At 45.1% G+C, this 26,053-nt stretch carries 23 protein-coding genes; 12 read left to right on the forward strand and 11 right to left on the reverse strand.

Translation table 11 applies throughout. From position 1 onward, the window contains the following. Positions 1 to 10 precede the first annotated feature (10 nt). Positions 11 to 1,882: a methyl-accepting chemotaxis protein gene (locus EYR25_RS16775; protein WP_133181591.1), complete on the reverse strand. Its 1,872-nt coding sequence runs from the start codon at positions 1,880 to 1,882 to the stop codon at positions 11 to 13. Between the two features lie 433 nt (positions 1,883 to 2,315). Here EYR25_RS16775 and EYR25_RS16780 point away from each other — a divergent pair, with 433 nt between their 5' ends. Next, a complete protein-coding gene (locus EYR25_RS16780; RefSeq protein WP_133181594.1) occupies positions 2,316 to 2,651 on the forward strand; it encodes a hypothetical protein in 336 nt (111 codons plus the stop codon). Positions 2,652 to 2,653: 2 nt separating this feature from the next. Here the strand turns inward: EYR25_RS16780 and EYR25_RS16785 are convergent, their stop codons facing one another. Both EYR25_RS16785 and EYR25_RS16790 read right to left on the reverse strand, forming a co-directional pair. After that, positions 2,654 to 4,111 (reverse strand): DUF4145 domain-containing protein, encoded by a 1,458-nt coding sequence (locus EYR25_RS16785; RefSeq protein ID WP_133181596.1) that lies wholly within the window; start codon positions 4,109 to 4,111, stop codon positions 2,654 to 2,656. A gap of 36 nt (positions 4,112 to 4,147) precedes the next feature. Next, a complete protein-coding gene (locus tag EYR25_RS16790) occupies positions 4,148 to 4,855 on the reverse strand; it encodes a hypothetical protein (RefSeq protein ID WP_039976951.1) in 708 nt (235 codons plus the stop codon). 191 nt (positions 4,856 to 5,046) lie between these two features. Here EYR25_RS16790 and EYR25_RS16795 point away from each other — a divergent pair, with 191 nt between their 5' ends. Together EYR25_RS16795 and EYR25_RS16800 are read left to right on the forward strand one after the other, a co-directional pair. Beyond that, entirely contained in the window at positions 5,047 to 5,574 is a 528-nt protein-coding gene (locus tag EYR25_RS16795; RefSeq protein WP_023265359.1) for a DUF2780 domain-containing protein, read from the forward strand. Positions 5,575 to 5,671: 97 nt separating this feature from the next. Beyond that, entirely contained in the window at positions 5,672 to 6,124 is a 453-nt protein-coding gene (locus EYR25_RS16800; protein ID WP_133181598.1) for a tellurite resistance TerB family protein, read from the forward strand. 82 nt (positions 6,125 to 6,206) lie between these two features. Here EYR25_RS16800 and EYR25_RS16805 read toward each other — a convergent pair whose 3' ends face one another. Next, positions 6,207 to 7,031 (reverse strand): HDOD domain-containing protein, encoded by an 825-nt coding sequence (locus EYR25_RS16805; protein WP_023265357.1) that lies wholly within the window; start codon positions 7,029 to 7,031, stop codon positions 6,207 to 6,209. A gap of 316 nt (positions 7,032 to 7,347) precedes the next feature. On the opposite strand from EYR25_RS16805, the gene EYR25_RS16810 reads away from it, so the two are divergent. Continuing rightward, positions 7,348 to 7,959, forward strand: a complete 612-nt coding sequence (locus EYR25_RS16810; RefSeq protein ID WP_133181600.1) for an energy transducer TonB — start codon at positions 7,348 to 7,350, stop codon at positions 7,957 to 7,959. Positions 7,960 to 8,035: 76 nt separating this feature from the next. Here the strand turns inward: EYR25_RS16810 and yjeH are convergent, their stop codons facing one another. Beyond that, positions 8,036 to 9,304, reverse strand: coding sequence for an L-methionine/branched-chain amino acid transporter (gene yjeH, locus EYR25_RS16815; RefSeq protein ID WP_133181602.1), 1,269 nt, complete (start codon positions 9,302 to 9,304; stop codon positions 8,036 to 8,038). Positions 9,305 to 9,529: 225 nt separating this feature from the next. Between yjeH and EYR25_RS16820 the strand changes: the two genes are divergently transcribed. Further along, the gene (locus tag EYR25_RS16820) at positions 9,530 to 9,961 is read left to right on the forward strand and encodes an Lrp/AsnC family transcriptional regulator (RefSeq protein ID WP_133181605.1); all 432 of its coding nucleotides are present in this window, start codon (positions 9,530 to 9,532) and stop codon (positions 9,959 to 9,961) included. A 270-nt stretch (positions 9,962 to 10,231) separates the two neighbouring features. Here EYR25_RS16820 and nrfD read toward each other — a convergent pair whose 3' ends face one another. The 4 genes from nrfD to EYR25_RS16840 form a co-directional block, all read right to left on the reverse strand. Beyond that, on the reverse strand, positions 10,232 to 11,173 hold the full coding sequence (gene nrfD / locus EYR25_RS16825; protein ID WP_011718680.1) for a cytochrome c nitrite reductase subunit NrfD: 942 nt from the start codon (positions 11,171 to 11,173) through the stop codon (positions 10,232 to 10,234). After that, positions 11,170 to 11,856: a 4Fe-4S dicluster domain-containing protein gene (locus EYR25_RS16830; protein WP_023265353.1), complete on the reverse strand. Its 687-nt coding sequence runs from the start codon at positions 11,854 to 11,856 to the stop codon at positions 11,170 to 11,172. Before EYR25_RS16830 ends, nrfD begins: the two co-directional genes overlap by 4 nt. 4 nt (positions 11,857 to 11,860) lie before the next feature. Next, on the reverse strand, positions 11,861 to 12,325 hold the full coding sequence (locus tag EYR25_RS16835; RefSeq protein ID WP_133181607.1) for a nitrite reductase: 465 nt from the start codon (positions 12,323 to 12,325) through the stop codon (positions 11,861 to 11,863). 76 nt (positions 12,326 to 12,401) lie between these two features. Beyond that, positions 12,402 to 12,878, reverse strand: coding sequence for a hypothetical protein (locus EYR25_RS16840; RefSeq protein WP_023265351.1), 477 nt, complete (start codon positions 12,876 to 12,878; stop codon positions 12,402 to 12,404). Between the two features lie 412 nt (positions 12,879 to 13,290). Between EYR25_RS16840 and EYR25_RS16845 the strand changes: the two genes are divergently transcribed. The 5 genes from EYR25_RS16845 (at position 13,291) to menE (ending at position 19,492) form a co-directional block, all read left to right on the forward strand. Further along, complete coding sequence (locus EYR25_RS16845; RefSeq protein ID WP_039976946.1) at positions 13,291 to 14,259, forward strand: LysR family transcriptional regulator; 969 nt, start codon at positions 13,291 to 13,293, stop codon at positions 14,257 to 14,259. A gap of 175 nt (positions 14,260 to 14,434) precedes the next feature. After that, on the forward strand, positions 14,435 to 16,156 hold the full coding sequence (gene menD, locus EYR25_RS16850; protein WP_133181609.1) for a 2-succinyl-5-enolpyruvyl-6-hydroxy-3-cyclohexene-1-carboxylic-acid synthase: 1,722 nt from the start codon (positions 14,435 to 14,437) through the stop codon (positions 16,154 to 16,156). Further along, entirely contained in the window at positions 16,156 to 16,959 is an 804-nt protein-coding gene (gene menH / locus EYR25_RS16855) for a 2-succinyl-6-hydroxy-2,4-cyclohexadiene-1-carboxylate synthase (protein ID WP_133181611.1), read from the forward strand. The genes menD and menH overlap by 1 nt, the downstream gene beginning before the upstream one ends. A 22-nt stretch (positions 16,960 to 16,981) precedes the next feature. Next, positions 16,982 to 18,031: an o-succinylbenzoate synthase gene (gene menC / locus EYR25_RS16860; RefSeq protein WP_133181614.1), complete on the forward strand. Its 1,050-nt coding sequence runs from the start codon at positions 16,982 to 16,984 to the stop codon at positions 18,029 to 18,031. Positions 18,032 to 18,037: 6 nt separating this feature from the next. Continuing rightward, a complete protein-coding gene (gene menE, locus EYR25_RS16865; protein WP_133181616.1) occupies positions 18,038 to 19,492 on the forward strand; it encodes an o-succinylbenzoate--CoA ligase in 1,455 nt (484 codons plus the stop codon). Positions 19,493 to 19,566: 74 nt separating this feature from the next. Here menE and EYR25_RS16870 read toward each other — a convergent pair whose 3' ends face one another. Then, complete coding sequence (locus EYR25_RS16870) at positions 19,567 to 20,799, reverse strand: EAL domain-containing response regulator (RefSeq protein ID WP_133181618.1); 1,233 nt, start codon at positions 20,797 to 20,799, stop codon at positions 19,567 to 19,569. Between the two features lie 316 nt (positions 20,800 to 21,115). Here EYR25_RS16870 and EYR25_RS16875 point away from each other — a divergent pair, with 316 nt between their 5' ends. Continuing rightward, a complete protein-coding gene (locus EYR25_RS16875; RefSeq protein WP_133181621.1) occupies positions 21,116 to 21,742 on the forward strand; it encodes a response regulator transcription factor in 627 nt (208 codons plus the stop codon). Then, positions 21,739 to 25,329, forward strand: a complete 3,591-nt coding sequence (locus tag EYR25_RS16880; RefSeq protein WP_133181623.1) for a response regulator — start codon at positions 21,739 to 21,741, stop codon at positions 25,327 to 25,329. The genes EYR25_RS16875 and EYR25_RS16880 overlap by 4 nt, the downstream gene beginning before the upstream one ends. A 47-nt stretch (positions 25,330 to 25,376) precedes the next feature. Here EYR25_RS16880 and EYR25_RS16885 read toward each other — a convergent pair whose 3' ends face one another. Then, positions 25,377 to 26,033 carry a fimbrial biogenesis chaperone gene (locus EYR25_RS16885; protein WP_165953516.1) on the reverse strand — a complete coding sequence of 219 codons (657 nt, stop codon included), beginning with the start codon at positions 26,031 to 26,033 and terminating at the stop codon, positions 25,377 to 25,379. Positions 26,034 to 26,053 lie beyond the last annotated feature (20 nt).

A 26,053-nucleotide genomic window follows, 5' to 3' on the forward strand; every position in this document is an offset into this window, starting at 1 on the left:
GTCATCAAGCTTACAGAATAAAGGTCGCAACCTGCGCATTGAGATCGTTCGCACGCGCCTTTAATGCTTGGGCTTGCGTCAGATCCGATTTCGCCGCCTCGGTGATTTCGTCGGTCACGTCCTTGATCGCCACGGTATTTTGGGTGATTTCCCCCGTAACCTGTGTTTGCTCTTCGGCAGCCGTGGCAATTTGCCCCGCCATATCCGAAATAACATTCACAGCTTGGGTGATTTCCTCCAGCGCCTTGGCCGCAGCATTGGCATCTTCCACGCTGTTTCCCGCAAGCATTTGACTGCTTTCCATCAAACTCACGGCCTTCGCTGTGGTACGTTGTAGGGTTTCAATGGTCGCATGTACTTCTTGGGTCGAATCCTGCGTCCGACGCGACAATACCCGCACCTCATCGGCGACCACCGCAAAACCACGGCCCTGCTCACCCGCGCGGGCGGCTTCAATCGCTGCGTTGAGCGCTAATAGGTTAGTCTGCTCCGCAATCCCTTGAATTGTCGCTAAAATGCTAGAAATCGACTGGGCATGGCGACTTAAATCTTCAATCACGTCTGTTGCCTGAGCAACTTCATCGGCCAAGGAGTTGATCGAACTGCGGGTTTTATTAACCAGCTCTTTGCCTTGAAAACTACTCGCGGCCGACTGCTGCGCCGCAGTTGCAGTGTTTTCCGCATTAGCGGCAATTTCATTGGTCGCGCTCGCCATTTCGGTCACCGCCGTTGCCACCATAGCCACTTCCTGCTGCTGACGTTGCAACTCTGCCACGGCAATATGATTGGTTTTAAGGCTGCGCTCTGCATCCGCATCTAGCTCGCTGGCTAACTGACGAATATGGCTGATAAGTTGATGCTGGCTGCCGACAAAACGGTTAAAGCTATCGGCCAATACGCCTACTTCATCCTGTGTGTCGACCTCTATGCGTTGAGTTAAATCGCCATTGCCGTCGGCAATACGTGCCAGCGCCTGAGACACGCGTCCAAGTGGGCCTAGCAGTAGATTTACCAACCAGGAAATCGCCAACACGCTCAGGAGTAACACTACGGCAGCGAGTCCAAATTGCGTTAACAGAAGATCGGTTAACGGCGCCTCAAGAGTCTCCTTATCCAGCACTATCACCAGCTCCCAATCGGTATTGGGAATATCGACACCCCAAACTAACTTATCACGGCCCTCATTCTCAAAATACATGGGCAGCAAGGCTCCCGCTTGGCGGCTCTGCTGCGGTAAATCATGATTCAAATCATTGTCGATTTGGCCGACGGGCTTCATCGCCTTAGAGGCATCTTTGTAAGCAATCACAGTGCCGTCTTTGTGCATCATGATCGCATAGCCATTGGCGGGGAGCGTCATGCGATTTACGCTCTCGACTAAGCTCGCAATCGAGAGATCGCCTCCCACTACACCTTGAGAAGTCGGCTGCGCCATAGTGACCACTAACACGTTATAGGCCACGTCGACATAGGGTTTAGTCAGGATGAGGCCGCGCTCATTCACCGCCTGTTTATACCAAGGACGCGTTCTCGGATCGTAACCCGTACGGTCGATGCTTGGATCTGAGTCCAACATTTGTCCTGTCTCGGTACCATAATAAGTCAGCTGGAATCGCCCTGAGGCCTGTGCCTGTTGCAATGCACTTAAACTGTTACCTTCCACCTTAGATGCCAATGCGCCTACGATATCTTGGCGTCCAGCCAGCCATTCTTGAATGCGCTCGGCCTGTTGTTCACCTAAGCGCTGCACCTGCTCTAGGCTATTTTGCAATAACAATGATTTTTGACTGGAGTAGCTTTGCCAAGACAGCAAGCTGATCACGAGGGACAAGGCGATCACGACCGAAATCAGGATCTTTTGTTTAAGTGAATATGAGTTCATTTTGGTATCTACGATTTACACAGCACTGAAGGAAGGTATTGGACGAATGGTCATCACTCACTGTAATAAATTTACAGATTTAGCCATGACCAATCAAAATATCGGTTAAATTTTCGCACATCTCGCACAACAAACAAAGAATCACTTATCATCAAATTAATAAATAATTAAGCTAAAACATAATGATAACTTTAATCAAGTCATTAAAAACCTAATGATAACCAAAAGATCACAGATACCTTGGATTACACAACAATGTAAGCTTTCAGACGTAAAACAACGTAAATTAACCCAAATTAACGTGACCCAATCCGTTTATTTATTGCACACTGACTCTCCATAGCATTGGGAAAGAGGCCTCTCGATAACGCCAAGTTGGCAAATCCTTAGATGATTTACCTTACGCCTCGCCCCATTTTGATTAGGAGTTCTTATGATCTATCAACAATTTCAACAGAGCCCATTTCAGCCACGCATTTCAGGAGCACGGGCTTGGTTAGCCATGGCCGTTAGTGTCAGCCTAATCTGTTTATCACTGTTTTTATTGCCTTTTGTGCTTTTATTTGGCGCTATTGCGCTCGGCTGCTTAGTGCTATTTAGCCGCATTTACGTGGCGCGCCAAATGAGTAAGTTTAATCGTGCCCAAGCACAAGCAAGGGAAGCGGCGAGCCAAGAGACTGAGTTTTATCGTTCCACCAATGTGGTGCGCGAAACCCATGCAAAGCACTACACTGGTCGCACCTTTGAACATCAACAGGATGAGAAATAATACTAGGCGCTGAGTAAGGTCTTTGCGCGCTTAAGGGTTTGAATCTCGCCGGGATCTTGGGTCATTTCCAACACAGTATCAACCTGCAATGCGAGTGATTGCCATAGGGGCTCGATAATCTCAGCCTCTTTGCTATTGGCATGACGGCGCGCCAGGTTGAGCAGCGCCGCAGAGCCCACCACATCGATACGCCCTAAAATACCGTCTGCGAGTGCCATGCTCAGTTCAATCATGGCTGGCACACTGTGACCGTATTTAATTACTTCACGCAGGTAATGCTCCGCCTGACTGACATCGCCACCCAAACCACTTTCGTCGTTTAGCATGTGCTGCGCGCGGGTAAGCATGGCATCCAGCTGACCTTGCTCGGCCGCTTCGGCCATCCAATACTCACTAACGATAGGATCGCGCTGACAACCATCGCCGTTGGCGAGCATTAAGGCTAAATGATACTGGGCATGGGGATAACCCGCTTGCGCCGCTTTATTAATAAAATGATAGGCTTGGGTCAGATCTTTGGTCTGATAGTAAAGCACGCCTAAATTCGCCATGGCTTCAGTCTGCTCACCCTCGGCCGCCAGTTGTAAATAATGCTTCGCCTGCGCTAAATCCGGCTTAAATGACTCGCTGCCCACCAGATAAAAATACCCGAGTAACGCCATCGCATTGACGACACCCGCCTCAGCAGCCTTAGCAATCGCAGCTTCGCCCTGAATGGCATCGGCCTGTCCTTGGTAACCATGAATAAGCCCCACCCCATGTTCATAGAGGGCATCGGAATGTTTTGGCGCCGCAAGGGCAAACCAATAGGCGGCTTTGGCAAAGGTATCACGGGCTTTTTGCGCCACTTCCTTCACTGCTGGGCCATTTTCATCTTCATTACCATAGGATTGATCAACCAAGGCAAGCTCTTGCTCTTTAAGCATTAATGCTTTGGTTTTAAAAGAGATCCCCACAAGGTATTGTGCCTTAGGGTCGTCTTCCATCACAGCGCGGTAACAGAGATCTTTGATGGTGACGGCGTCACTGGCTTGGTAACGATAAGCGGGAGCAGCACGCCCGAGCACCTTAGGATACAAGTGCTCAATTAAGGCCAACACATCTTTGATGGCCTTTTGGGCCAAGGCGAGCAATTGTTCTTGGGTTAAATGGTATTTTTCAGGATGGGCGCCACGATTACCATCTCCACGCAGACGATGTAAGGCTCGTGTCGTCTTCACATCGATCAGCCGCCTTTGGTTTAACAGCTCGATACGGTCATAGAGATTAGGACTGGTGAAGGAAACAGCTTTATCCTGACCAAGCAGTTCGGTCAGCCTGTGGGTAAAACTGCGGATATGCAGCAGTGACTGAGTGGGTACATCCTGCACATAGTTTTTGGCGTTGAGGTAATCATCGAGGAGCGCGGCCGAAAAGCCTTGGATAAATTCGCTATCCAGTAACTCAGCCCCTGTCCCCATACGTTCTTACCTCAACTCGAATATACTCAGTGAATGTTATTCTGCGCTGGGCTTTTTCGTCACCATATACAGGCGGAACAGCGCTAAGTTCACGAATAGACCGATAAATGCCATCAAGGTATCCGCCAACATTTGCACTGGCAGGCCACCCAGAGAAGCAGCGCCAGAGAGCTGAGCGCCCACGACAGAAAGCGGCAGGTAAAGCATCAATAAGGCGATGGTTTTCAGTACAATTGGACCACTGAAGCTAAAGCTTGCCTTAATAGCTTCCAGCGGCGTTAGACGCTCAACCACCACCATAAAGTTCACATAGGCTAGGCGGGCAAACAGGTAAAAACTGATCACAAGCCCAACCAACCACATTGGCCCAAACGCGGCGAATAACATCACAGGCGCTAGAATTGCGAGACCTGAAAATACACCCGCCAGCAGTAAGGGCGGTACAAAGGGTAAGCTGGCTTTTAATACCATACCCGCCGAGGGATTGTGCCCTTGGGATCTCAACTCTAAAAACAGTGTTAACGCGGCAATCAGCACCGAAAAAATCAACAGCAATAGCATCATGGCAATCATATGCGGCGCGCCAAACTGCGGGTTTTCCAGATCGACTTTGCTCATCTCTGTGCCTAGCCACAGCTGTATCCCCACTTGCACTAACAGCAATGGTACCGTCAGCATGGCAAGCTGAGTGAGATGATTACGGAAAAAGTTATAAGCTTCGGTCAAAATTGCGGATAGTGACATGCGCCTTTCCAAAAATAATTGAAGTAAATTAACACCGTGAATTGCCGCTAAGGATACCCAAAATCCTGCTCCAATGCACAACACAAATCGTCTGAGTGAACCGTAAATCACAGAAAAGGGCTGCAACAAAAGTCGCAAAGTCGTTACACTGTCCACTTTATTGCGCGCAAACCGTCAAAGGATGCCACTCTATGAAACACACTTTCACTCTCTCTATTCTGATTAGCGCCTGTCTTCTCGCTACTCCCGCCAGTGCAGGTTGGTTAGATAACCTTGCCGGTACACAAGCAAAAACGGAGAAAGCGACCACAGCTACTGTAACCCAATCCAACGAGTTAGTTGGCAGCGTGATGTCGCAACTCGGCTTAAGCCAAGCCCAAGCCGAAGGTGGTTTAGGCAGCCTGTTAGGCCTTGCACAATCAAGCTTAGGTACGAATGATTACACCAAATTAGCCGCCAGCATTCCGAATGCAGACAGCCTATTAGCTGCAGTCCCTAAACTCGATGGCAATTCAGGGGTGTCAGGTTTGCTCTCTAAGGCGGGTAATATTGGCTCTTCTCTACAGGGTAGCGCAATGGTGTTAGATGCCTTTGAAAAATTAGGTATTTCTAAAGAGTTAGCCATGCCTATGATCAATATCGCCAAGTCTTACCTTGAGACAAATGGTGCTGAAGGCAGCTCAGATCTGCTGATGAAAGGCCTAAACGCCCTACTGTAATCTTGCCCATCACCCTAAGCCCATAAGCTTAGGGTGAACTTTAGCGCCGTAAATCGCTCTATTAAATTATCTCTTCTTGCCAGAGCAGTGCCCTTTTATGATTGCTAAGCTGAAACGATTTATTCAATCCCACACTCAAGCTATCTCTCCCGAGGAGAAAGCCCACCAGTTAAAGTTAGCGGCAGCGAGCATGTTGCTCGAAGTGGTATTTGCCGATGAAACCCTCGCGGCGGAAGAAATGGCGTTACTGCCGACATTGCTGACGGAAACACTGTCTATGCAGGAGGAGGAAGCCAAGGAACTGATTGAAGAGGCTAAAAAAGCCCAAGGTAATGCAACATCGTTATTTGAGTTTACCAATACCATCAATGCCGAGTTTAGCGTGGAGCAAAAACAGCAATTGCTATTAGCCATGTGGCAACTTGCCTATGCGGATGGACAACTCTCCCAATATGAAGATCAAATCATTCGCCGCACCGCTGATTTGCTATACCTTAAGCACAGCGAACTGATCCAGATGCGTAATCAGGCTATCGACGCACTAAACTAAGATCAAACAACAAAAAAGCATGAATCGCAGTAACGCTATTCATGCTTTTAGTTAACGTTTTAAGTTTACGGCTCAAACAGTCTTAGGCAAGTGCCTTACCAATCTCGAAGCCTGCACCTCTCAGCTCAGTTAATTTGGCTCGCAATCCACCCATTTCCATTTTTAAGCCTTTCTTAGTCGCCAATTGCGATAACCAACTGGTTTTATCGTCATCTTCAATACTATCCCAATCAGCTAACACTTTGTGAGATAAACACAATAACGCCGCGAGCTTTGAGAAGGGATTAGAATCCTTAGGGTGATCTTGAAACAGAATGCCCTGCACCAGCGCGGGAGTAAATTTCCAGTTTTGAGCTAACAATGCACCAATATCGGGGGAATCATAACCAAGGAGTTCGCGCTCAAATGCATGCTTATCTTTACCCTGTGCGACAGCTTCGTTAATTTTTTCAGCGTCTTCAGGAGAAATCGCCGCAATTAATAAATCACCAATCCGATGGAGAATCCCGCAAGTAAAGGCCTCTTCCGGCTGTACTCCGCACCGTCTAGCCATTTCTTGGCTATAAAGTGCAATTTCAAAGGTTTGCCCCCAAAATTGAGCCAGATCCACACCATTACATTTAGGCATAGACCCCATAACAGCGGAGGCTAAGACTAAAGTTCGTAGCGTCTGCATCCCTAGACGTACTACGGCCTCATCAATACTACCGACCTCTCTGCTATGTCCATAATATGCACAGTTAGCCAACCTAAGAACCTTGGCACTGATTAAGGGATCGTGGGACACCTTAGTCGCAATGGTTTTTACCGTTGCATTGTCATCATTTACGACATCAAGTAGCTCGCTAATCGCTTTAGGTAAACGGGGTAACTCATCGACTCGACTCAGTAGCGCGGCGGAATCCATATTTATTCTCCTTCTAAACGAATGATCAAAATATAGAACACAAAATCTCGCCTCGCTCTGAAAGATATGATGACTTATCAATAGGGTGTAAAGCTTTTACGCCAGCATTCAGCAATCATTATCTTGGCCAAAAATACTCTGACTCAATATCAAAATACCCTGCAATGCCTAATGAACCTGATAAATTCACTCTTTGATTGATGAGGAACAGCAACAAAATCACTCAATAAACAGTCTTATTTGTAAATAAATATTTCTAAAATTAAGTAATGGGTGATATAGATTAAATCTTGTTCATCAATTGTAAGGAAGCACTATGGGCCAAAATGCACTCGTTAATCGCACTGGGATTATTATTGTTAGCGCTCTGATCACCTTAGGTTTGTTCGTGTTTATGGCGCAACTTATCCATAATCCGCAGCCATTGAGCGGACAAGCGTCAGATGCGCCGCAAATCAATATTTTGATGAGCGAGCGAACGCCAATTCCACCGAAGGAAAGTCGCAAACCCGAACCACCAAAACCCATTCCAGCGAGGGAGCGGGTGGCGACTCCGGGCGAAAGTACTGAAGTGGTTGACTTTAGTCCTAAGACTTTTACCCCCGAAATGCCAACGCAAACAGCGTTATTTAACCCATCGGCAATGACGGCAGAGGCCTTACCCGTGGTGCAAGTGTCCCCTCGCTATCCCATTGATGCGGCACAAAATGGTAAGGAAGGTTATGTAGTCGTAGGCTTTGATATTACCGCGGATGGTACTGTCAGCAACGTGCGTGTGCTCGATGCCAACCCCAAGCGGGTGTTTGACAAGGCCGCGCTGTCAGCGGTGCAAAACTGGAAATACAAACCTAAGTTTGATTCGGGCAAGGCCGTGCCACAGCTGAATCAACAGGTGCAGCTCGACTTTAAACTGGATCAGAAAATATAAGCGCAAGAGACCAGAACGCGCGCTGGTTGGCGTTCTGGTGTTACATTCAGTGATTAATCGTTCAAAACCTCGGCCACTAAGACACTTTATTTACCGCTAAGCTCTGTTTGCGACTGATATGCGTCTTCTGCCACCACAGGAACGGCGCAACGAACAAAATCAATACCAGTACGTAGGTCATGCTAGCCCCAAGCGCGATACCTAAGGCCAAACAGAAGCCACAACCTAATACCACTAAGGGTAAGTTGCTGCGGGGCAATAATTTAGCTGCGGCTAACATCGCCATTAAGTAAATCACCACAAATACCCCATTACTCCAAGCAATAAGATGCTCCAGCTCTTGACCAGTGATGTGAGTTAGCACTATCACACTCGCCATAACGCTAAGTAACGCCGCCAAAGCGCGAATTGGCACACCGTAGCCATTCTTTACCGCAAAGCAGCGCGGCAAAATCCCTTCGTTACTAAAGCTCCAGATAAGACGCGCAGCACTGGCGGCATACACGTTAACCGTGGCAAGACCGCTGGCAATCCCCAGCACACCAATCACTTGAGCGCCATAGCCGCCCAAGAGCGTATCGAACACACCGATCATGGCCACGCTTTTATCGGTCGGCACTAACAGTAAAATCAAGGTACAGGCCACATAAATAATGCCCACCAGCACAGTGCCCATCATCATCGCTGGGATCATATCCTGCTGTGGACGGCGGAAATCATCGGCGAGGTGAGTCATGGCCTCAATCCCCAAGAAGCTCCAAAAGGCGATACCTGCGGCAATCATAATGGTGGGGATTTCTGGCGTGCCATAGCTTGCTAATGAAGTTAAGTGCCCAGGTTGCACACTGCTCGCCCCGAATAACAGCACCACAATCGCCACAATACAAAGGGTTAAGCCAAATTGCAGTTTGGCCGAGACTTGAATGCCACGCAGATTAAGCAGGAATAAGCCGAAAATCACTAATACCTCAGCGCCCACCTTGTACCAGCCATCCAAGGGGATGAGTGCGTTAACAAATTGGAAGGTCATCAAAATCGCGGCCGGCGCCCCCATGGGCACTACCAGCAAAAAAATCAGCCCAATAGTACGGCCAGCGGTTCGACTAAAGGCCTTTTCGACAAAATATGCGGGACCCGCAGCATGGGGAAAGACGCTCGCCAGTCGACCAAAAATCAATGCTACTGGAATAATGGCTAAGGTCAGGAGTGACCACGCGATAAGCGCGCCAGCATGGGCTTTGTCGATTGTCATTTGTGGGAGAATAAACACCCCTGTGCCCAGCAAAGTGGTGGCCATTAAGCCTGCGCCTTGCCAACGTCCTATAGTTCCGCTATGTGAGTTCATCTGTTAAAATTCAGTGGTTTTGAAGCCGTCAGTATAGTGAGATTCTACGCCGCAATCTGCCGTTAATCTCAGTGTTCTTAGTGGCAAACACCAGCAAAATGACGGCAAAAATACATATTTCCGGCAAAATGACGGCGCAGCCCCAGCACTGGGTGCTTAACTGATATTAGTCTGCCTTGGCGATATGCTTCTTGCTTTTACCACTCGTTTTTATCGGAGTCCAAGTTGGATAAGTTTGATACCGCCATCATTAACAGCCTGCGCCAAGATGCTCGCCAGAGCGTCTCCAGTATTGCCGAGCAGGTGAACCTTTCCCGTAGCGCCGTTGCCGAGCGGATCAAAAAACTCGAGCAAACTGGGGTGATCCGCGGCTATCAGGTTTTACTGAGCGAATCGCAAAAGGAAGGCGTGTCGGCCTATTTCGAAATCCAGCATAAATGCCCGCGTTGCGCCGATGTGGTGCATGTATTCCATGCCATCCCCGAAGTAATTACCTGCCGCGGTATCTCTGGCGATATGGATTTACTGGTGTATGTCCACGCCCCTTCGATGCGCCGCTTGCACGAGATCCGTGAATATATCGATACCCACACTGACATCATTAAAATCAAAACCCATGTGGTGATGAGCGAGTGGATAAATAACGCGGGTGAATAAACATGTTTTGCCCCCAAACAAGAAACGCCACCCCTAAGGAATAAAGGTGGCGAGGCCCTTGTGGAGGCAGGGCAAACAATACCTAAATATCAAATATGGCTTCCCTTCCCAATAACCTCCCTGTGACAGCAAATCGCGACAAGACAACACACCTTTAATTACTTCAGCCAGCGTGATTAAAGGGAGTTAGCTCACGGTGCTTCCTTAGACACCGCTTCGCCATTCACCGTAATTCCTTCTTATCTATAACCTTGGGCGAACCCTGCCCAATTAAACGACCGTCATTTGCCCCGTGTAGAGAATAAAGTTACGCAGCAGAAGCACACCAATGAGACTTAAGCATGCAGTGCCTGCAACATAAGCCCACTTACGTTTTGAAGTGGCCGTCATAAACAGGTTCATCGCCAATGGGCCAGACAACCCCAATCCGACAATACCAATCCAGAAGATCCATCCCCAGAAGCCGTAACCTATCGCATTGAAGGCGGCAAACTTGCTCTGACCTCCGGACAAGACCAGCCCCATAAAGAAGGTGAAAATTAGCACTATCTCCACCAAAATCAGTGGGATCTCAACCTTGTGGATAAAGTGCACTTCCTTGGCATTAGGGTTAGCGTTTAGCAACACGCCACCCAGTAGAGAAGATGCAGCGCCCGATGACAGTCCCGAAGCCAAAAACAGCAGTGGCAACACTGGGTTTTTCAACATCGGATAGCCGGGTAAGGCCGACAGCAAAAAGCCGGTATAGGCACCAAGCGCGAGGGAAAAGATCACCAACAAACCGGTAATTGTCGCCTCGAAGCGGCTCAACCAAGCGGTAAACTTCAGCACTATGGGGAAGCGACTCTCACACCAAGCATCGATAGGTTTACGGAATAATAAGCCAATCCACATAAACATAAAGACTTGGTAAATCAGTAGGATCAGCACCCCCATCGACATCACAGACTTGGGATTATAGAAGACTAAGATCTTCCAAAAATCGAAGGGCTTAGTTAGGTCCAATACCAAGATGCCCAAACCCGCCATCACCGCCACGGGCGCCACAATACAGGCCGCCTGCACAAAGCCAGACTGGTAGGCATTATGCTTTAACACAAAATGTTTGAGCAACACCGCAAAGAACATAGCACCCGCCGAAGCACCTGCTAAAAACAGGTAAATCGCGATCGGCCAATGCCACACTAGCGTATCAAAATGTAGGGCGCTCATATTGCTACCTCCCCTGATTTAGCCACAATGCGGAATAGTTTTGGCCGCGTTCCTAGGTCGACCTTAGCCCTTTGGGTTGGGTTTGCCTTCAGCACTTGTACCACCTGTGAAGTGGGATCCTTTAAGTTGCCAAACACTAAAGCCTTAGTCGGACAAGCCGCAACGCAGGCGGGTTGTTTACCCTGGGCAAGATTGGTCTCACGGCAAAAATCACATTTGTCCGCAGCATGGGTAACGGGATTGATAAAGCGAATTTTGTAAGGGCAGGCCGCGATACAATACTGGCAGCCGACACACTTCCAAGCATCCACAGACACGATTCCCGTCTCTTTATCGATAAAAGCGGCACCTGTGGGGCAAACATTGACACAGGGCGCATCTTCACAGTGCTGGCAAGACTTACGACTGAAGTGATAAAACTGGTTAGGATATTCTCCGTAGGGCCCAGTTTGTTCTATCTTCAACCGCGCCACTCCCTCAGGCACATGGTTGGTTTCACGGCATGCAACCTCACAGGCTTTGCAACCTATGCACTTAGTCTCATCGTGGATCAGCGCATACTTAACACTGGGGTCGGCCTTGGCCTCATTCGAAGCACTAACAGTCGCGAGTAGAGTCGCCCCCGAAGCGCCAGCCAACAGGGCGCATGTTCCTTTCAGAAATCTTCTTTTTGAATTTTCCATAACCTTACTCCTGCTGGCCTGTATGACAGTTACGGCACAGCTCACTGCGAACCTTAGGCGTCATCTCCGCCATAGGATCGGTGGGGCTATGTAATTTATGGCAAGCGGCACAGGCCACTTTTTGCGCATGCACATTATGCGTCCATTCTTGAGAGCTAAGTTTGGCGGGCATATGGCACTTATGGCAGACCTGCAATTGCACTGAGGTTTCGGATGCCTCATTTAATCCAAAAACCACTAAATCATTTGGTTTTTTAGGGTGATCACCCTTTTCACCATGACAGCTTGAACAGGTCATTTTCATGGCATCTTGGCCGTGATGCCCTAACATTTGACCATTACGCTTATGACACTTCATGCAAGCATCACTGTTAATTTGCTTGGCGGGTTCAGCACTCGTTGCGGAAAAACTGAGCAGTAATGCCATTGCACCCAAGCGTAATGACCACAGCCATTGTCGTGTAGACATAGCGAGTCCTCATATCAATTCATTGGGAAACAAAGAGGAAGTCAGGTTCGGAGAGCTCCGAACCCGACGAGCGAGGTCAAACAGCTAGCGCTTGCTTAAGACTTGTTGGATCCCAGTGCTTATGCTGATTCATTTCAATAAAACCAATATTGAATTTACTGAATAGCTTTTTCATGGGTGAATTGATTTGTTTACCCGCGTCACTGATCACCATTTTGACTTCTGATGAGTCATGGTCAATCAACACATAGTCGAGACGGCATTCATGGTTTAAATCAGCATCGTGCTGGTCCATATCAAATACGGTGTCCAATGGCACATTGCAACAGACGTCGTATTTACCTTCAACGACAGTTTTGAGTGATTTAAAAAAGTTGAAACTATCCTCGTCAAATAACACTGGTTTAAGTTTCATTTCATGATGTGCAGCTTCCTCGGGATCAGCCCTAAAAAACTTAATGCAAGTCATGACGAACATTACAAACACAAATGGCACTGCTACGAATAGTACGAAGTACATAAATGCATAGCTGAGAATGACTGAAGTATTCATATACGCCTCCAATAACACAATTATATTTTTGTTATCTCCTTTAAAGCACCTTCAGTATTATTGCAGACAGGATTTATTTTTTTGATGCAGATCACATATCCAAATTCAAAATTAAACATAAACAACAAGTTAGGATACAGAACACATTACCATATCGCGTAAATCTAAAATGCACATATTGATAATAGTTAATTAAGAAACTGAAATTTGCCGAACTGAATGTCAAAAATTAAAATTTCAAATTAGTTTAATTATGTTTTTTGAAATATAAAAAAACAAATTCTAAACCCTTTGTTACACATAGATAAATTCAAGGTGTAAAACTTGAGACGGGATTCACATTAAATTAAATAAATAACACCATAATTAGGTGTTCTTTAAAGTATTTACTCAATATTAAGGAATATAAAAAATGCATATTAGTAACATGGACGGCCTCGATATTTTGAGTTTAAAAATACTTGTTTCATTATATGAGAACAAGTCTGCAACTTATGTATCAAAGGCATTGGATATTCCCGCACCCAAAATAAGTCGCAGCCTAAAAAATCTGCGGGAAGTGTTCGGTGATGAGCTTTTTATTCGTAAGAAATATGGCTTATTCCCTAATGAATTTGTCACTCACTTATATCCTATAGCTAAACAAACCATTGAATGTACTGATAAGTTTCAAAAGGTACGTGCCGCCAATGCTAACCATGTTAAAACCCATATTGAAATCGCAGCACCGGGGCTCATCGCCTATGCGTTTCCTAAAGCCCTAATGCAAGCCATTAAGGAAGAACAGAAATCTATCCATATTAATATTACCCCTTGGTCAATCCATACCACGCAGGACATCATCAATGGGGACACCACTTTAGGTATTTGCTGTAATAAGAGCACCGCTGATGTCGCCGCCTATGGCGACAAATTACAAACCACAACACTACAACGCATGGACAAGGTTTACCTGATCGCTAGCCGCAATCATCCCATTTTTAAACGCGACATCACGCTTGAGAGCATCGCCGAGTATCCTTATGTCAACACAGATCTTGGCAACCCCAGCACTCGGCTCAGCCCGTATCAAGAATTTTGTATAAAAAACGGCATAAAACTCAATACTGAAATTACCATTACCAGTATTTCAAGCCTGTTTGAATACCTCGGCGAGAGCCAGACGATTTCCTTACTGCCATATCGAGTAGTTTACGAAATGGTGGCCGAAATACCTGAGCTACATACTTGTCAGTTATCGCAACTGGAGGCCGAGCGTTTATATGCAAATACCGAGGCGCCGACAATTTTCCTTGTGCAAAAAAATCAACCCAACAAAGCTAATGAGGAGTTACTCTGGTTAAGCGGACAAATTAAAAAAATCGTCGACAACATTATCTGATCGCTGATTTATAAACATTCGCCATCTTGTTATTCGAGGTGATAGGCATCCTGTGCCTTAGCTTAGGCTCCACCTCACCCTCCTGCGTACAACCCTAAGTTTTGTTAAGCCAGACATACATCTTAGCCGCCAAACACGTTACACTAAGCCCATCTTTATCCTGATTGATCTTGCTATGCGAACCGAAAACACAGCCACACTGAACCTAATGTGGGGCGCACTGATTCTGGAAGAATTAGCACGTCTTGGTGTGCAGCATGTCTGCATGGCGCCGGGCTCACGCTCGACACCGTTAACCTTAGCCGCGGCTCAGCAAACTAAGCTGAAACGTCACTTGCATTTCGATGAGCGCGGCTTAGGTTTTATGGCCCTCGGATTAGCCAAAGCCAGTTGCGCCCCGGTGGCAATTATCACCACCTCAGGCACGGCCGTCGCCAACCTTTATCCTGCGATAGTCGAAGCTTGGTTGACCCATGTGCCTTTGATTGTCTTAAGCGGTGACAGACCGCCAGAGTTACTCGGTTGTGGCGCCAACCAAGCCATAGTGCAACCGGCAATTTTTGCCAATTATGCCCAGCAGGTAAACCTGCCCACGCCGGATGCACACATTGCACCGCAGATGTTGCTCACAACCCTCGATGAGGCGGTGGCAAACCAAACACGCCCAGTGCATATCAACTGCATGTACCGTGAACCCCTCTATCCGAGTGAGATGAACGGCGCCATTCTCGATAGCGAATCGCCTTATCTGAGGCCATTGCAAACTTGGTTACAACACGCCAGACCCTACACTCAATACGGTAAGAGTGAACAACTCAGCAGCCCGAGCGATGACGCCATTATGCGTTTCGTCCACGGCAAGGGCGTCATCATCGCGGGTACGCTCACGCCGGAGCAAGATCCACAGCAGCTTATCGCCCTCTCACAAAAAATTGGTTGGCCCTTGCTGACCGATGCACAGTCGCAATTGCGGCAACATCCGGCGGCGATAGGCAATATTGACCAACTACTGCAACATCCCAAGGCGCGCAATCTGTTGCAAGAGGCTGACCGAGTGCTGGTGTTTGGTGGACGCTTATTGTCTAAGCGTTTGATTGCTTACCTTGCCGAGCAAAACTGGCACAGTTACTGGCAAGTGCTGCCACAGCAGGACAGGCTCGACCCAAGCCATAATGCTAAACACATCTGGCATGCCAATGCCGCCCAATTTGCTCAACTCAATTGGTATCGCTCTTCGTCGGCGAATTGGGCTAACACCCTAATCACCTATAATGATGAATTGCATCACTTATTTGTGCGTAATATCGATCAAGGTGAGTTTGGTGAGGCGCAGGTTATCCGTGCAATTGCCAATACACGGCCGCTGGAGCAGCAATTGTTTATCGGCAATAGCCTGCCGGTACGTTTGTACGATATGTACGCGCCAGTGAGCTGCTGCACTGCCACCACTTACACTAATCGCGGCGCCTCGGGGATCGATGGCTTACTGGCGACAGCCTGCGGCATTGCCGCACACCAAGGTAAACCCACAAGCTTGATTATTGGGGATTTATCCCAGCTGCATGATCTCAACTCTTTTGCCATTGCCCGCAGCTTAACCAGTCCGCTGGTGATCATTATTCTCAATAACGATGGCGGCAATATCTTTAATCTCTTGCCCGTTCCCAACGAAGAGCTGCGCAGTGATTACTACCGCTTAAGCCATGGTCTAGAGTTTGGTTATGCCGCGGCCATGTTCAATCTGCCCTATAATCAAGTGGATAATTTAGCCGACTTCCAAAGTTGTTATCACGAAGCGCTGGATTATCAGGGCGCCTCGGTGATCGAAGTCAGTGTGAGCCAACATCAAGCCAGCGAGCAGATCGCCGCGCTTAATTTATGGGTGAAACAAAGCTAATGCCAACCGTAGCCCGTTACGGGGAAGTCTCGCAGCCAAACTTAGTCCTGCTTCACGGCTTTTTAGGGACTAAAACCGATTGGCTGCCGCTTATCCCCGAACTGAGCCAGCATTTTCACTGTATCTGCCTCGATTTACCCGGACACGGCGACAATCAGCAAGAGCCACCATCAACGCTCGCCAATGGTTTTGAGCATTGTGTTCAAGACGTTATCAGTCGCCTCGACCGCCTTGGTATTGAATCCTTTTATCTCTACGGTTATTCCCTCGGCGGCCGCATCGCGCTGCATCTTGCCAAGGCCTATCCACAACGCATTTTGAGCTTATGGCTAGAGTCCTGTCATCCCGGGCTAACCGATACCGCAGAGCAAGCCGCACGCAGTAAAAACGACAACCTGTGGGCCAAACGCTTACTCAGCTTAAGCAGTCGGGATTTTTTACAGCTTTGGTATCAACAGGCGGTGTTTGCCGATATGTCCGACAAGGCTCGGCATGCCTTGATTGCCAAGCGTGCGGCGCTGCTCGACCAACATCCCAAGCAGACACTAAAACAGATTTTTTTGGCCACATCGCTGGCTCGCCAAGCCTCTCTCTGGGATTTACCTGAAAGCCTTGGCTGTGAATGCCATTTTTTTACTGGCAGCCAAGATGCGAAATTCACTGCAATAGCAAAGGATTGGCAAGCACAACAGCCCATCATCATGCATCAGATTGAACTGGCTGGGCATAACATACATCAGGCCAATCCCGCGGCATTAGTCGCCTGCTTAAGCGCACTCAAGCTTAAAAAATCGATGACTTGAAACAAATAAATTTAGGGAAAATATGATCTTAACTTCGCTCAGCTTGTCCTTATATCGCCTGCCCTTAGACCGCTTTTTACCCGTGGGGAAACAGCGTATCGACCATAGAACGGGCTTAGTGTTGCAGGCAAAAGCACGAGCAGAGGGTGAAGAAAGCGAGCAACTGGTTGAAATCGCGCCGCTCTCAGGGATTGATATCGACCAACAGCCGTTGTCCGGTTTTAGCCGCGAGAGCCTAGATGAAGTACAGCAAGCCTTAGTGGCGCTATTGCCCAGCCTGCAAAACCAGTCTATCGATTGCTTGCTCGAGCAGGCCGAAGCGAGTCCCTTTCCATCCATTGCCTTTGGCTTGAGTCTATTGCACGCCAAACTTAGTGGAAAACTCGATGCGGTGCGCCCAGTTACCACCACAGTGCCGCTCATCTATCAGCCAGCGGATGCGCCAAAATCCGAATTAATAGCAAGAATTGCGAGTCTCGATAGCGGCGTACACTCAGTCAAAGTGAAAGTCGCACAAACCTCAATGGAAGATGAGTTGGGCCTGATTTATGCCATCTTAGGCCAGAGACCCGATCTTAAGCTGCGCTTAGATGCCAACCGTGGCTTTAGCTTAGAGCAGGCCCTCGACTTTGCAGCCTGTTTACCGCTAGAGAGCATTGAATATATTGAGGAACCTTGTCAGCATCCGCAGGATAATCAAACCCTGTATCGCGCTATTCCTCTGCCCTTCGCCTTAGATGAATCCCTCAATGATCCGGATTATCAATTTGTGATGCATGAGGGGCTCACGGCGCTCATCATCAAACCCATGCTACTGGGCAGTATTGAAAAACTTCAGCGCCTTATCGATGAGGCCCATAGCCATGGCGTGCGCTGCATCTTAAGCTCAAGCCTTGAGGCCAGCTTAGGCATCAATGACTTGGCCCATTTAGCCGCCATACTGACGCCCGATGAAATTCCAGGGCTCGATACTTTGAGCGCCTTTAGCCAAGACTTAATCGTGCCAAGCAACAAGCCACAATGCTTGAAGCCTCATCAACTTAAGCTTGTCGCCAGTACACAGCCGGATTAATTGCCGATGTCCGAATCTCAAGCATTGGCTCCATCCCAATCCGTTTCACAGCAAGGTATTTCGCCATTACATAGCGCCGCGCTCAACTCGCCCACACAAACGGCGGTTAAGTTCAATGGGCATGACATCAGCTACGCCCGCTTAAGCCATATGGTGCAGGGCTTGGGAGAACAGCTCATGCGCATTGGTGTTGGCCAAGGGCAACCATTGGCATGCATCAGCCGCAATAATTTAGAGATGATTTGCCTGTATTGGGCCTGTGTGGATATTGGCGCAATTTTCTTTCCTATCTCGCCGCGTTTTCCGCTGGCGCAAGTTCAAGGGCTTATCGATAGCCACCAAATCCCTTTCTATTGGAGCGAAGCGGAGTTGGCCTTGTCAGGCAGTCATCAACTCACGCTGGATTTTAGCCTCGATGTGAGTCCAAACAATGAGCAAGCAGCGATAGCTTTTGATCTTTATCGCCCAAGCAATGTGATTTTAACCTCTGGCTCCAGCGGCTTTCCTAAGGCGGCCGTGCACCATCTTGCGAATCATATAGCCAATGCCGAGGGCGCTCGCAGACTGATCCCACTGGTCACAGGTGATGCTTGGTTATTGTCGTTACCCCTGTTTCATATTGGCGGCCTCGCCATTCTCAACCGCTGCGCCTTAGTGGCGGCGACGGTAGTGCTGCCGGATCCGACTCTCCCGCTGCAGGCACAAATCGAGCGTGACGGCTTAACCCATGCTTCCCTCGTACCGACACAGTTACTCAATCTACTCGCCGACAAACAGGTTTCACTCAAGAGCATTAAAGCCCTGCTACTCGGCGGCGGCGCAATTTCTGTCGATTTGCTTAAACAGCTCGAACAGCGGCATATTGCCAGCTTTACCAGTTACGGCATGACGGAAATGGGCTCGCAAATCACCACAGGCCCAGCGCTAAGCGATGGCACCAGTGGCAAATTACTCCCAGGGCGTGAACTCAAAATTGTCGATGGGGTGATTTGGGTACGGGGAGATTGCTTATTTATGGGTTATCTCACGGATAAGGGCATTGAAAAACCACTCGATGCCGAGGGTTGGTTTTATACCAAAGACAGGGGCGAATGGGATGCTAACGGCAATCTTAAGATCTTGGGCCGCGTTGATAATATGTTTATCAGTGGCGGCGAGAACATTCAGCCAGAGGAAATTGAAGCGGCGCTCAAACTGCATCCGCTAATTGATGAGGCAATCGTCTTCCCTCTGCCTGACGTTACCTTCGGCCAACTCCCCGCCGCCATTATTCGTGGTGACATTTTTCTCGGCAGCACAAGCCCAGAGATGAGTGCAATAGAAGCCGAGCTCGAAGTCTTTCTCGCCGATAAAATCGCTCGCTTTAAAAGGCCGCGCCGCTATTACCCTTGGCCAGAAAACCTTGAACAAACAAGCTTGAAAGTCAATCGATCGCTAATAGCTAAACTCGCTACATCGTAACCTAGAGCAAAGCGTAAAACTGGCATGGAAAGTGTGAACCAAAGTAGAGGTGTGACACTTAAAGGCTACTAGAACTAGGTACTTAGCCTAATGCAGTCTTCCATTTCTCTATCGAAAGGGAAAAAACGTTGTATAAAGGTATGCTCATCTATGGGGCGAGAGAAACAAAAGCCCTGACCAACAGTACAACCCAATTGCTGCAATAAGACCAACTGAGAGTTTGTTTCGATTCCCTCGATTACTAACTCCATGTTAAGTGCCTGAGATAATGCAATGACACTTGAAATCGCCGCCTGACATCGAGGTTCGACACCTAATTCCCTAACAAAACAACTATCTAGCTTAATTTGCGAGAATGGTAATTCGCATAATCTCGCGAGAGAGGAATGAGCCGCACCAAAATCATCTATCGCCAGCTCAAAACCTTGCATACGTAACCTGATCAGATTTTCCATATTCACCGCTGGGGCAGAGAGCAAACCAGTCTCAGTAATCTCTAGCGTGATACAGCGTGGGGGAATATTAAACCGCTTCACAATATCTACAATACGATAAACTAATTTGGTTGAATTGAGCTGAGAGATGTCGAGATTATAAGCAAGCGATATCTGGTGGTTTTGGTTTAACAACTCTTGCTGTAATTGGCATCCTTGCTCGAATAACTGCAAAAACAACTCATCAAGTAGTCCATGACCAATCAATGGCTCAATAAACACGACAGGACTAAGTGTGCCGAGCTCGGGATGGATCCACCTCGCTAACACTTCAACACCCGCGAGACTAAAATCAGCCACATCGAATTTTGGCTGATAAAACCCTACAAACTGATGCTGTTCAAGTGCCAACTGAAAATCAGCGAATGAAAAATCTTTCGGCCTTATTTCAACTCTAGAAGGGGTTATGACTTTGCGTTTTTGAGTACGAGAATAAACAAATTTATCCAACATACTTTGCAAATTATCAACTGAAGGGCTTTTACTCAAATCGCCAAGATACTCAAAATTAAGCATTTTTATCATTTGAGATACAGCTCGTCTTAATTCCATATCAATACAACTAAATAAAGCTACTGCGCTAATACTGTATTTAGCTTTGGCCTTACGTAAAAATGATAAGCCATCGATTCCAGCCATCATCAAATCACAAATGACAATATCGGCACTTTTATGAACATCGAGCCAAGTTAAAGCATCCTGAGCACTACCGAATGCGAATACCTCAACATCAGTAAACGAAGCTAAGTTGTATTCAAGCACTGCACGCTGAAAGGGATGATCTTCTAAGACTATTACTCGAACCTTACTCATCAAATGTCCTTCAAACCTAACTAATTAAAATGTCATAGTATCCTTTCAAAATGAACTACAACTCCCAGTTGCAGATAAATTGCTATAATAAGATGCAAGTTGCTCCGCCAAGTGATACAAATTACAACATATGTGAAGCACTTTACCTAAATGATCAGAATCGTGAATAAAGGCGCCTCATTTTGTCTATGCTACGATAAATTGAAAAAAGAAATGACCGATCACCGCGTAGGAAATATCTGAACCGCGTTCTAGCGTTTCCTACAAGGACTTACAAAGGATAAAATCTGTACATAATAGTTATGGAGTTTTATTAATGAAGAAAAAAATATTAATAGTAGATGATCATCCGGTTGTAGTCTTGGCGTTGAAAATCATTCTTGAGCAAAATAATTTTGAAATTACTGCTGAAACCAATAATGGTGTTGATGCACTGAGATTGATGAAAGAACTATCACCAGATGCGGTCATTCTAGACATTGGGATACCACAACTGGATGGATTAGAAGTAATCGAGAGATCACGAAAATTAACTAATAATCCACCCATATTGGTGTTAACCGCACAGCCATCTGAGCACTTTGTTTCTCGTTGCATTCAAACGGGAGCATCTGGTTTTGTCTCTAAACAGAAAGACTTAACTGAGGTCATTGGTGCATTAAAAGCAATACTATCGGGACATTCCTACTTTCCTATATTAGCAAATAGCAATGTAATTTCTAAGTCAACTCAGGATGAGGCAGAATTAATTAAAAAGCTTTCAACTAGAGAAATGGTTGTATTGCAACAACTAGCAACAGGTTTATCGAATAAAGAAATTGCAGATAGAATGCTGCTTAGTAACAAAACAATCAGCACTTATAAAACCAGACTTTTAGAAAAACTTAATGCTAAAACGCTAGTAGATATAATAGAAATCGCGAAGAGACATAACTTATCATGAAATTTGCTACTATACTAAAATCCATTATTATATTAGCTATCATTATATTACCAATTCACAAATTAACTGCACATAATCTGGATAGTGATACTTTTTTACTTAAAGGACATCCTAATCTGGAAGCAGAGAGAACAGTATTAACTCAAGTAGAAGAAGAATACCTCCGTAATCTTCAAATCATCAAAATTGCGATTACAGAACCCAATTTCCACCCTTATGATATCGTTGACGAAGAAAGTCATTATTATCAAGGTATTAGCGCAGACTTTTTACAGTTAATAAAAGAGTCACTCCATACGCAGGTTAAAATAGTCCGTTTTAAAGTCAGAGAGGATGCAATCAATGCTGTAAAAAATGGAGATGTTGACTTACTTACCACGGCCAATAACTACGAAGAATATAATGGGTTAAAGCTATCCATACCTTATATTTCAGATCGACCTGCATTATTTAAAAATGTGATATTAAATACTGAAGTAAAAACGATCTCAATGGCTTATGATTATTTAGCGGATAGAGATGTTAAAGAATATTTCCCAAATAAAACGATTATTAATTACCCGACAAAACAGGCTGCAGTTGCAGCAGCCGCTTTTGGAAAAACAGATGCCGTTATCATGGATTTATCCTCAGCAAATTACATGATAAATAATACATTTTACAAGAGACTTCAGTTAGACGAATATGTACATATCGACTCTAAAGGTATTGCATTTGCAGCTAAAGATACAAATAAAACACTGCTGGAAATTTTTAACAAGGCAATAAAAACAATCTCTAAAGACGAAAGCCGACTGATTCGTAAACGATGGAGTGGTGGTGGGTATATTATTCCTGAAAAAAGCGAATTACCTGTATATAGTGAAGAAGAAAAAGATTGGATCAAAACAAATGGCAAAATAAATGTTGTTTTTAATGAGTATATGGCACCTCTTTCTTACCTTAATAGCTCCGGACATCCTGCCGGGTATGCGATTGAAATATTAGAATTGTTGCGACTATATTCAGGGTTAGATATAGACTATACCGCATCAAAAGACTTTAATGAACAACAAGAGCTAGTTTTAAAAAGTAAAATCCCGTATATAACTATATTAACACCAAATAATACCAGATCTAAAAAATTTGAATTTTCGTCGGAATTCTCGAGCTCACCTTATATAATTGCTCAAAGGAAAAATAGTGAAAAGATTAACGACCCTGTCATAGCTGTTCCCAAGGGGCATGCTATCGAAGCATATACAAGGCAACATCTTAAATTTAAAGATATAAACCTAACCTCTAATTTTATTGAAGCTTTAGATTCAGTAAAAAATAATGAAGCCGATTATACACTATTACCACTAAACATTGCAGACTATTATAACCATGGTTATTTTGATGACTCTCTTGAAATAAAAGAAATAGCGGACAACATTCCAAATGCAGCAGCTAACTTTGCTGTCAGAAAGAATGAACACATATTGGTTGACATTATTAACAAAACACTACTTGCGATACCTCCAAATGAATTACAAACGCTAGAAAATTACTGGAGAAGTAATTCTCTACCAGCTAAACAAACCTGGAAAGATTATCGTTATACAATTTACACAACGCTAATTGCATCATTAATATTGATCTTAGTATCAATTGGTTGGACACTTTATACCAGACAACACTACAGGCAGCGTTTAAAAGCCACTCGCGCTCTTGATGGTCAACTATTATTCATGCAACAGATCGTTGATGCTATTCCTCACCCTATCTATGTGAGAAATAAACAGCGTGAACTTACTATGTGTAATGAAAGTTATTTGAAAGCTTTCAATTCTTCACGTGAGGACTTATTACATAAAACGACTATTGAAGGCGTTAGCCGTTCTATAGAGGCTCCCATTGTTGACAAGGAATACATACAAGCCTTAGAGGATGGCATCCCTATTTTTAAAGACAGAGAACTACATATAGATGGTATCAAGTATAATATTTATCACTGGTTTAAATCATATGGTGATGATACGGGAAATATAGAAGGAATTATTGGGGGATGGATAGATGTTAGTGACCGCGCTAAGTTAATCAAGGAATTAAAAAATGCTAAAGATGTAGCAGATACTGCAAGTCAAGCTAAAAGCACATTTTTGGCAACTATGAGCCATGAAATAAGAACTCCAATGAATGCGATTATCGGAATGTTGGAATTAGCGCTTAAAAGCCCAAATTTACCTGTTTCAGAACTAAATACAATTAAAGTAGCTTACGACTCAGCAAATGGCTTACTTGAACTTATTGGTGATATTCTTGATATAGCACGTATTGAAGCAGGACAACTGACATTATCTCCTGTAAGAACTAATTTGAAATCGGTTGTCGCTTCAGTTGTGAGAGTTTTTGAGGGACTGGCACATCAAAAAGGATTATCACTAGAACTTAACTTTGATACTCGTGTTAATAATGACGTGTTAGTCGATCCTATGAGGATCAAACAAATACTGTCTAATTTAATTGGTAATGCGATTAAATTTACCGATGTTGGCAGCGTAAAAATTTCTGTGAGTTGCGCTAACCTGAGTCAAGGCCAATGTTCATTTATCTTCACTGTCATTGATTCAGGTATCGGAATATCACCAGAGGATCAGCAAAGACTCTTTACACCATTCTCTCAAGGGCATGAATCCCATATTAAATATGGTGGTACCGGATTGGGATTAATGATTAGTCGATCGCTATGCGAAATGATGGGTGGAAGATTAGAACTAAAGAGCCAGCTAGGTTCAGGAACAGAAATTAGAATGGAGTTGAGCTTAACGTTACTCGATGATATCCCTAAATTTGTAGAATCTCAGGTAACGGATCTATATAAATTAGATCAGTCCTATAGCATACTTATAGTAGACGACCATCCAGCAAATAGATTACTACTTTGTCAGCAATTAAAATTTTTAGGCCACAATGTTATTGAAGCTGATAATGGAAAATCGGCAATTGATTTATTTAAAGAAAATGAAATTCAATATCTCATTACAGATTGCAACATGCCGGAAATGAATGGATATGAATTATGCAAAATAATTAGAAACATCGAAAAGGACTACTGTAATGTAGCCCCCGTGATTATAGGCTATACAGCAAATGCCCAAAAAGAGGTTAAAGAGGCATGTATAGAAGCCGGTATGAATGACTGCTTATTTAAACCAATAAGTTTACAAGAGTTAAATTATGTTCTGATAGCACATAGCCAAACTTATAGCAGTGACACTTCAGGACTCAGTTTTTCACCTGAAGTTGTGAATAACTTAACGGGTAACAATGAAGAACTGATTGTTAAGCTACTTATCGAACTTACAAAGAGTAATAAAACAGACCGAGAATCTTTACTTCAAGCAAAAAATAACAGTGACTACCAAATGCTTAAGGATGTTGCCCATAAGATTAAAGGCGCAGCAAGAATTATTGATGCAAAAAAACTTGTTGCATGCTGTGAATATCTTGAGCAATCAAACCATAATTCACTTGATAATTATTTCACATTGTTAATTAATGAATTAGAAAGATTGGACTGTGAAATAGCAGATTATATCGAAAAGAATAGTTCAGAAGAATAAATTTATTCCGTGAATTTAGCCCAGAGGCCACTGATGTGTTCTTTGGGCTAATACGTTAATTTGGCATTTTTAGAGTTTACAACACCGTCATCATCAATATAGTCAAACTTAATTGTTACATTTTTATTTTTAAGTGTTTTTTCTGAGCTAGTAATATTAATAGATTTACTCGAAAATGGTGATAAGATTTCCGGATAAATTTTAACCTCATTCAAACCATCTGATAGTAAAACCTGACTATACACAATAAAAAATGGTGAATCATTTTTTATCGTCAACCTATCGTTATTTAGCACGAAATATTGTTTATCAAATCTAGTATCTTGCTCCGTTTTTAAATTAATTGGCCTTAAAAACACTTTAATTTGTGTTCTTATGGTTAAAATCATCAATTGATCACCAGAGCCAGCTTCATAGTTACTTGGCTCTGGAGGGATTTCATAGATGTTCAGCCAATACATTTCTTCCTGATCACGCTTTTCAGTGTGATTCAAATTGACCAATCGAATACTTTTATGTTCTCCTGGGCTGAACTTTAACATCCCAGGCACAACCATTATCGGTGCTCTTGTATTTTCTGGCGTAGTATCTATATCACCATCATCAACCCATAATTGAGTGATTACAGGAAAGTCATTCGTATTGGCCAATGTTAACTGCTGTGCTTGCTCATTGTCATACATAACGACTCTGGTTTTATCCATGACTACGCCTGCAATACAGT

Source organism: Shewanella decolorationis (genome assembly GCF_004354305.1).
GTDB classification, from domain to species: Bacteria; Pseudomonadota; Gammaproteobacteria; order Enterobacterales; family Shewanellaceae; genus Shewanella; species Shewanella decolorationis.

Excerpts from the sequence above, each read along its gene's own strand:
- yjeH (WP_133181602.1), bottom strand. The coding sequence starts at position 9,304 with ATGAACTCACATAGCGGAACTATAGGACGTTGGCAAGGCGCAGGCTTA.
- menC (WP_133181614.1), top strand. The coding sequence starts at position 16,982 with ATGATCTTAACTTCGCTCAGCTTGTCCTTATATCGCCTGCCCTTAGAC.
- EYR25_RS16785 (WP_133181596.1), bottom strand. The coding sequence starts at position 4,111 with ATGGGGACAGGGGCTGAGTTACTGGATAGCGAATTTATCCAAGGCTTT.
- EYR25_RS16840 (WP_023265351.1), bottom strand. The coding sequence starts at position 12,878 with ATGAATACTTCAGTCATTCTCAGCTATGCATTTATGTACTTCGTACTA.
- EYR25_RS16845 (WP_039976946.1), top strand. The coding sequence starts at position 13,291 with ATGCATATTAGTAACATGGACGGCCTCGATATTTTGAGTTTAAAAATA.
- EYR25_RS16870 (WP_133181618.1), bottom strand. The coding sequence starts at position 20,799 with ATGAGTAAGGTTCGAGTAATAGTCTTAGAAGATCATCCCTTTCAGCGT.
- EYR25_RS16875 (WP_133181621.1), top strand. The coding sequence starts at position 21,116 with ATGAAGAAAAAAATATTAATAGTAGATGATCATCCGGTTGTAGTCTTG.
- menH (WP_133181611.1), top strand. The coding sequence starts at position 16,156 with ATGCCAACCGTAGCCCGTTACGGGGAAGTCTCGCAGCCAAACTTAGTC.
- EYR25_RS16805 (WP_023265357.1), bottom strand. The coding sequence starts at position 7,031 with ATGGATTCCGCCGCGCTACTGAGTCGAGTCGATGAGTTACCCCGTTTA.
- EYR25_RS16780 (WP_133181594.1), top strand. The coding sequence starts at position 2,316 with ATGATCTATCAACAATTTCAACAGAGCCCATTTCAGCCACGCATTTCA.
- EYR25_RS16885 (WP_165953516.1), bottom strand. The coding sequence starts at position 26,033 with ATGGATAAAACCAGAGTCGTTATGTATGACAATGAGCAAGCACAGCAG.
- EYR25_RS16835 (WP_133181607.1), bottom strand. The coding sequence starts at position 12,325 with ATGTCTACACGACAATGGCTGTGGTCATTACGCTTGGGTGCAATGGCA.
- menD (WP_133181609.1), top strand. The coding sequence starts at position 14,435 with ATGCGAACCGAAAACACAGCCACACTGAACCTAATGTGGGGCGCACTG.
- EYR25_RS16880 (WP_133181623.1), top strand. The coding sequence starts at position 21,739 with ATGAAATTTGCTACTATACTAAAATCCATTATTATATTAGCTATCATT.
- EYR25_RS16830 (WP_023265353.1), bottom strand. The coding sequence starts at position 11,856 with ATGGAAAATTCAAAAAGAAGATTTCTGAAAGGAACATGCGCCCTGTTG.
- EYR25_RS16810 (WP_133181600.1), top strand. The coding sequence starts at position 7,348 with ATGGGCCAAAATGCACTCGTTAATCGCACTGGGATTATTATTGTTAGC.
- menE (WP_133181616.1), top strand. The coding sequence starts at position 18,038 with ATGTCCGAATCTCAAGCATTGGCTCCATCCCAATCCGTTTCACAGCAA.
- EYR25_RS16790 (WP_039976951.1), bottom strand. The coding sequence starts at position 4,855 with ATGTCACTATCCGCAATTTTGACCGAAGCTTATAACTTTTTCCGTAAT.
- EYR25_RS16800 (WP_133181598.1), top strand. The coding sequence starts at position 5,672 with ATGATTGCTAAGCTGAAACGATTTATTCAATCCCACACTCAAGCTATC.
- nrfD (WP_011718680.1), bottom strand. The coding sequence starts at position 11,173 with ATGAGCGCCCTACATTTTGATACGCTAGTGTGGCATTGGCCGATCGCG.
- EYR25_RS16795 (WP_023265359.1), top strand. The coding sequence starts at position 5,047 with ATGAAACACACTTTCACTCTCTCTATTCTGATTAGCGCCTGTCTTCTC.
- EYR25_RS16775 (WP_133181591.1), bottom strand. The coding sequence starts at position 1,882 with ATGAACTCATATTCACTTAAACAAAAGATCCTGATTTCGGTCGTGATC.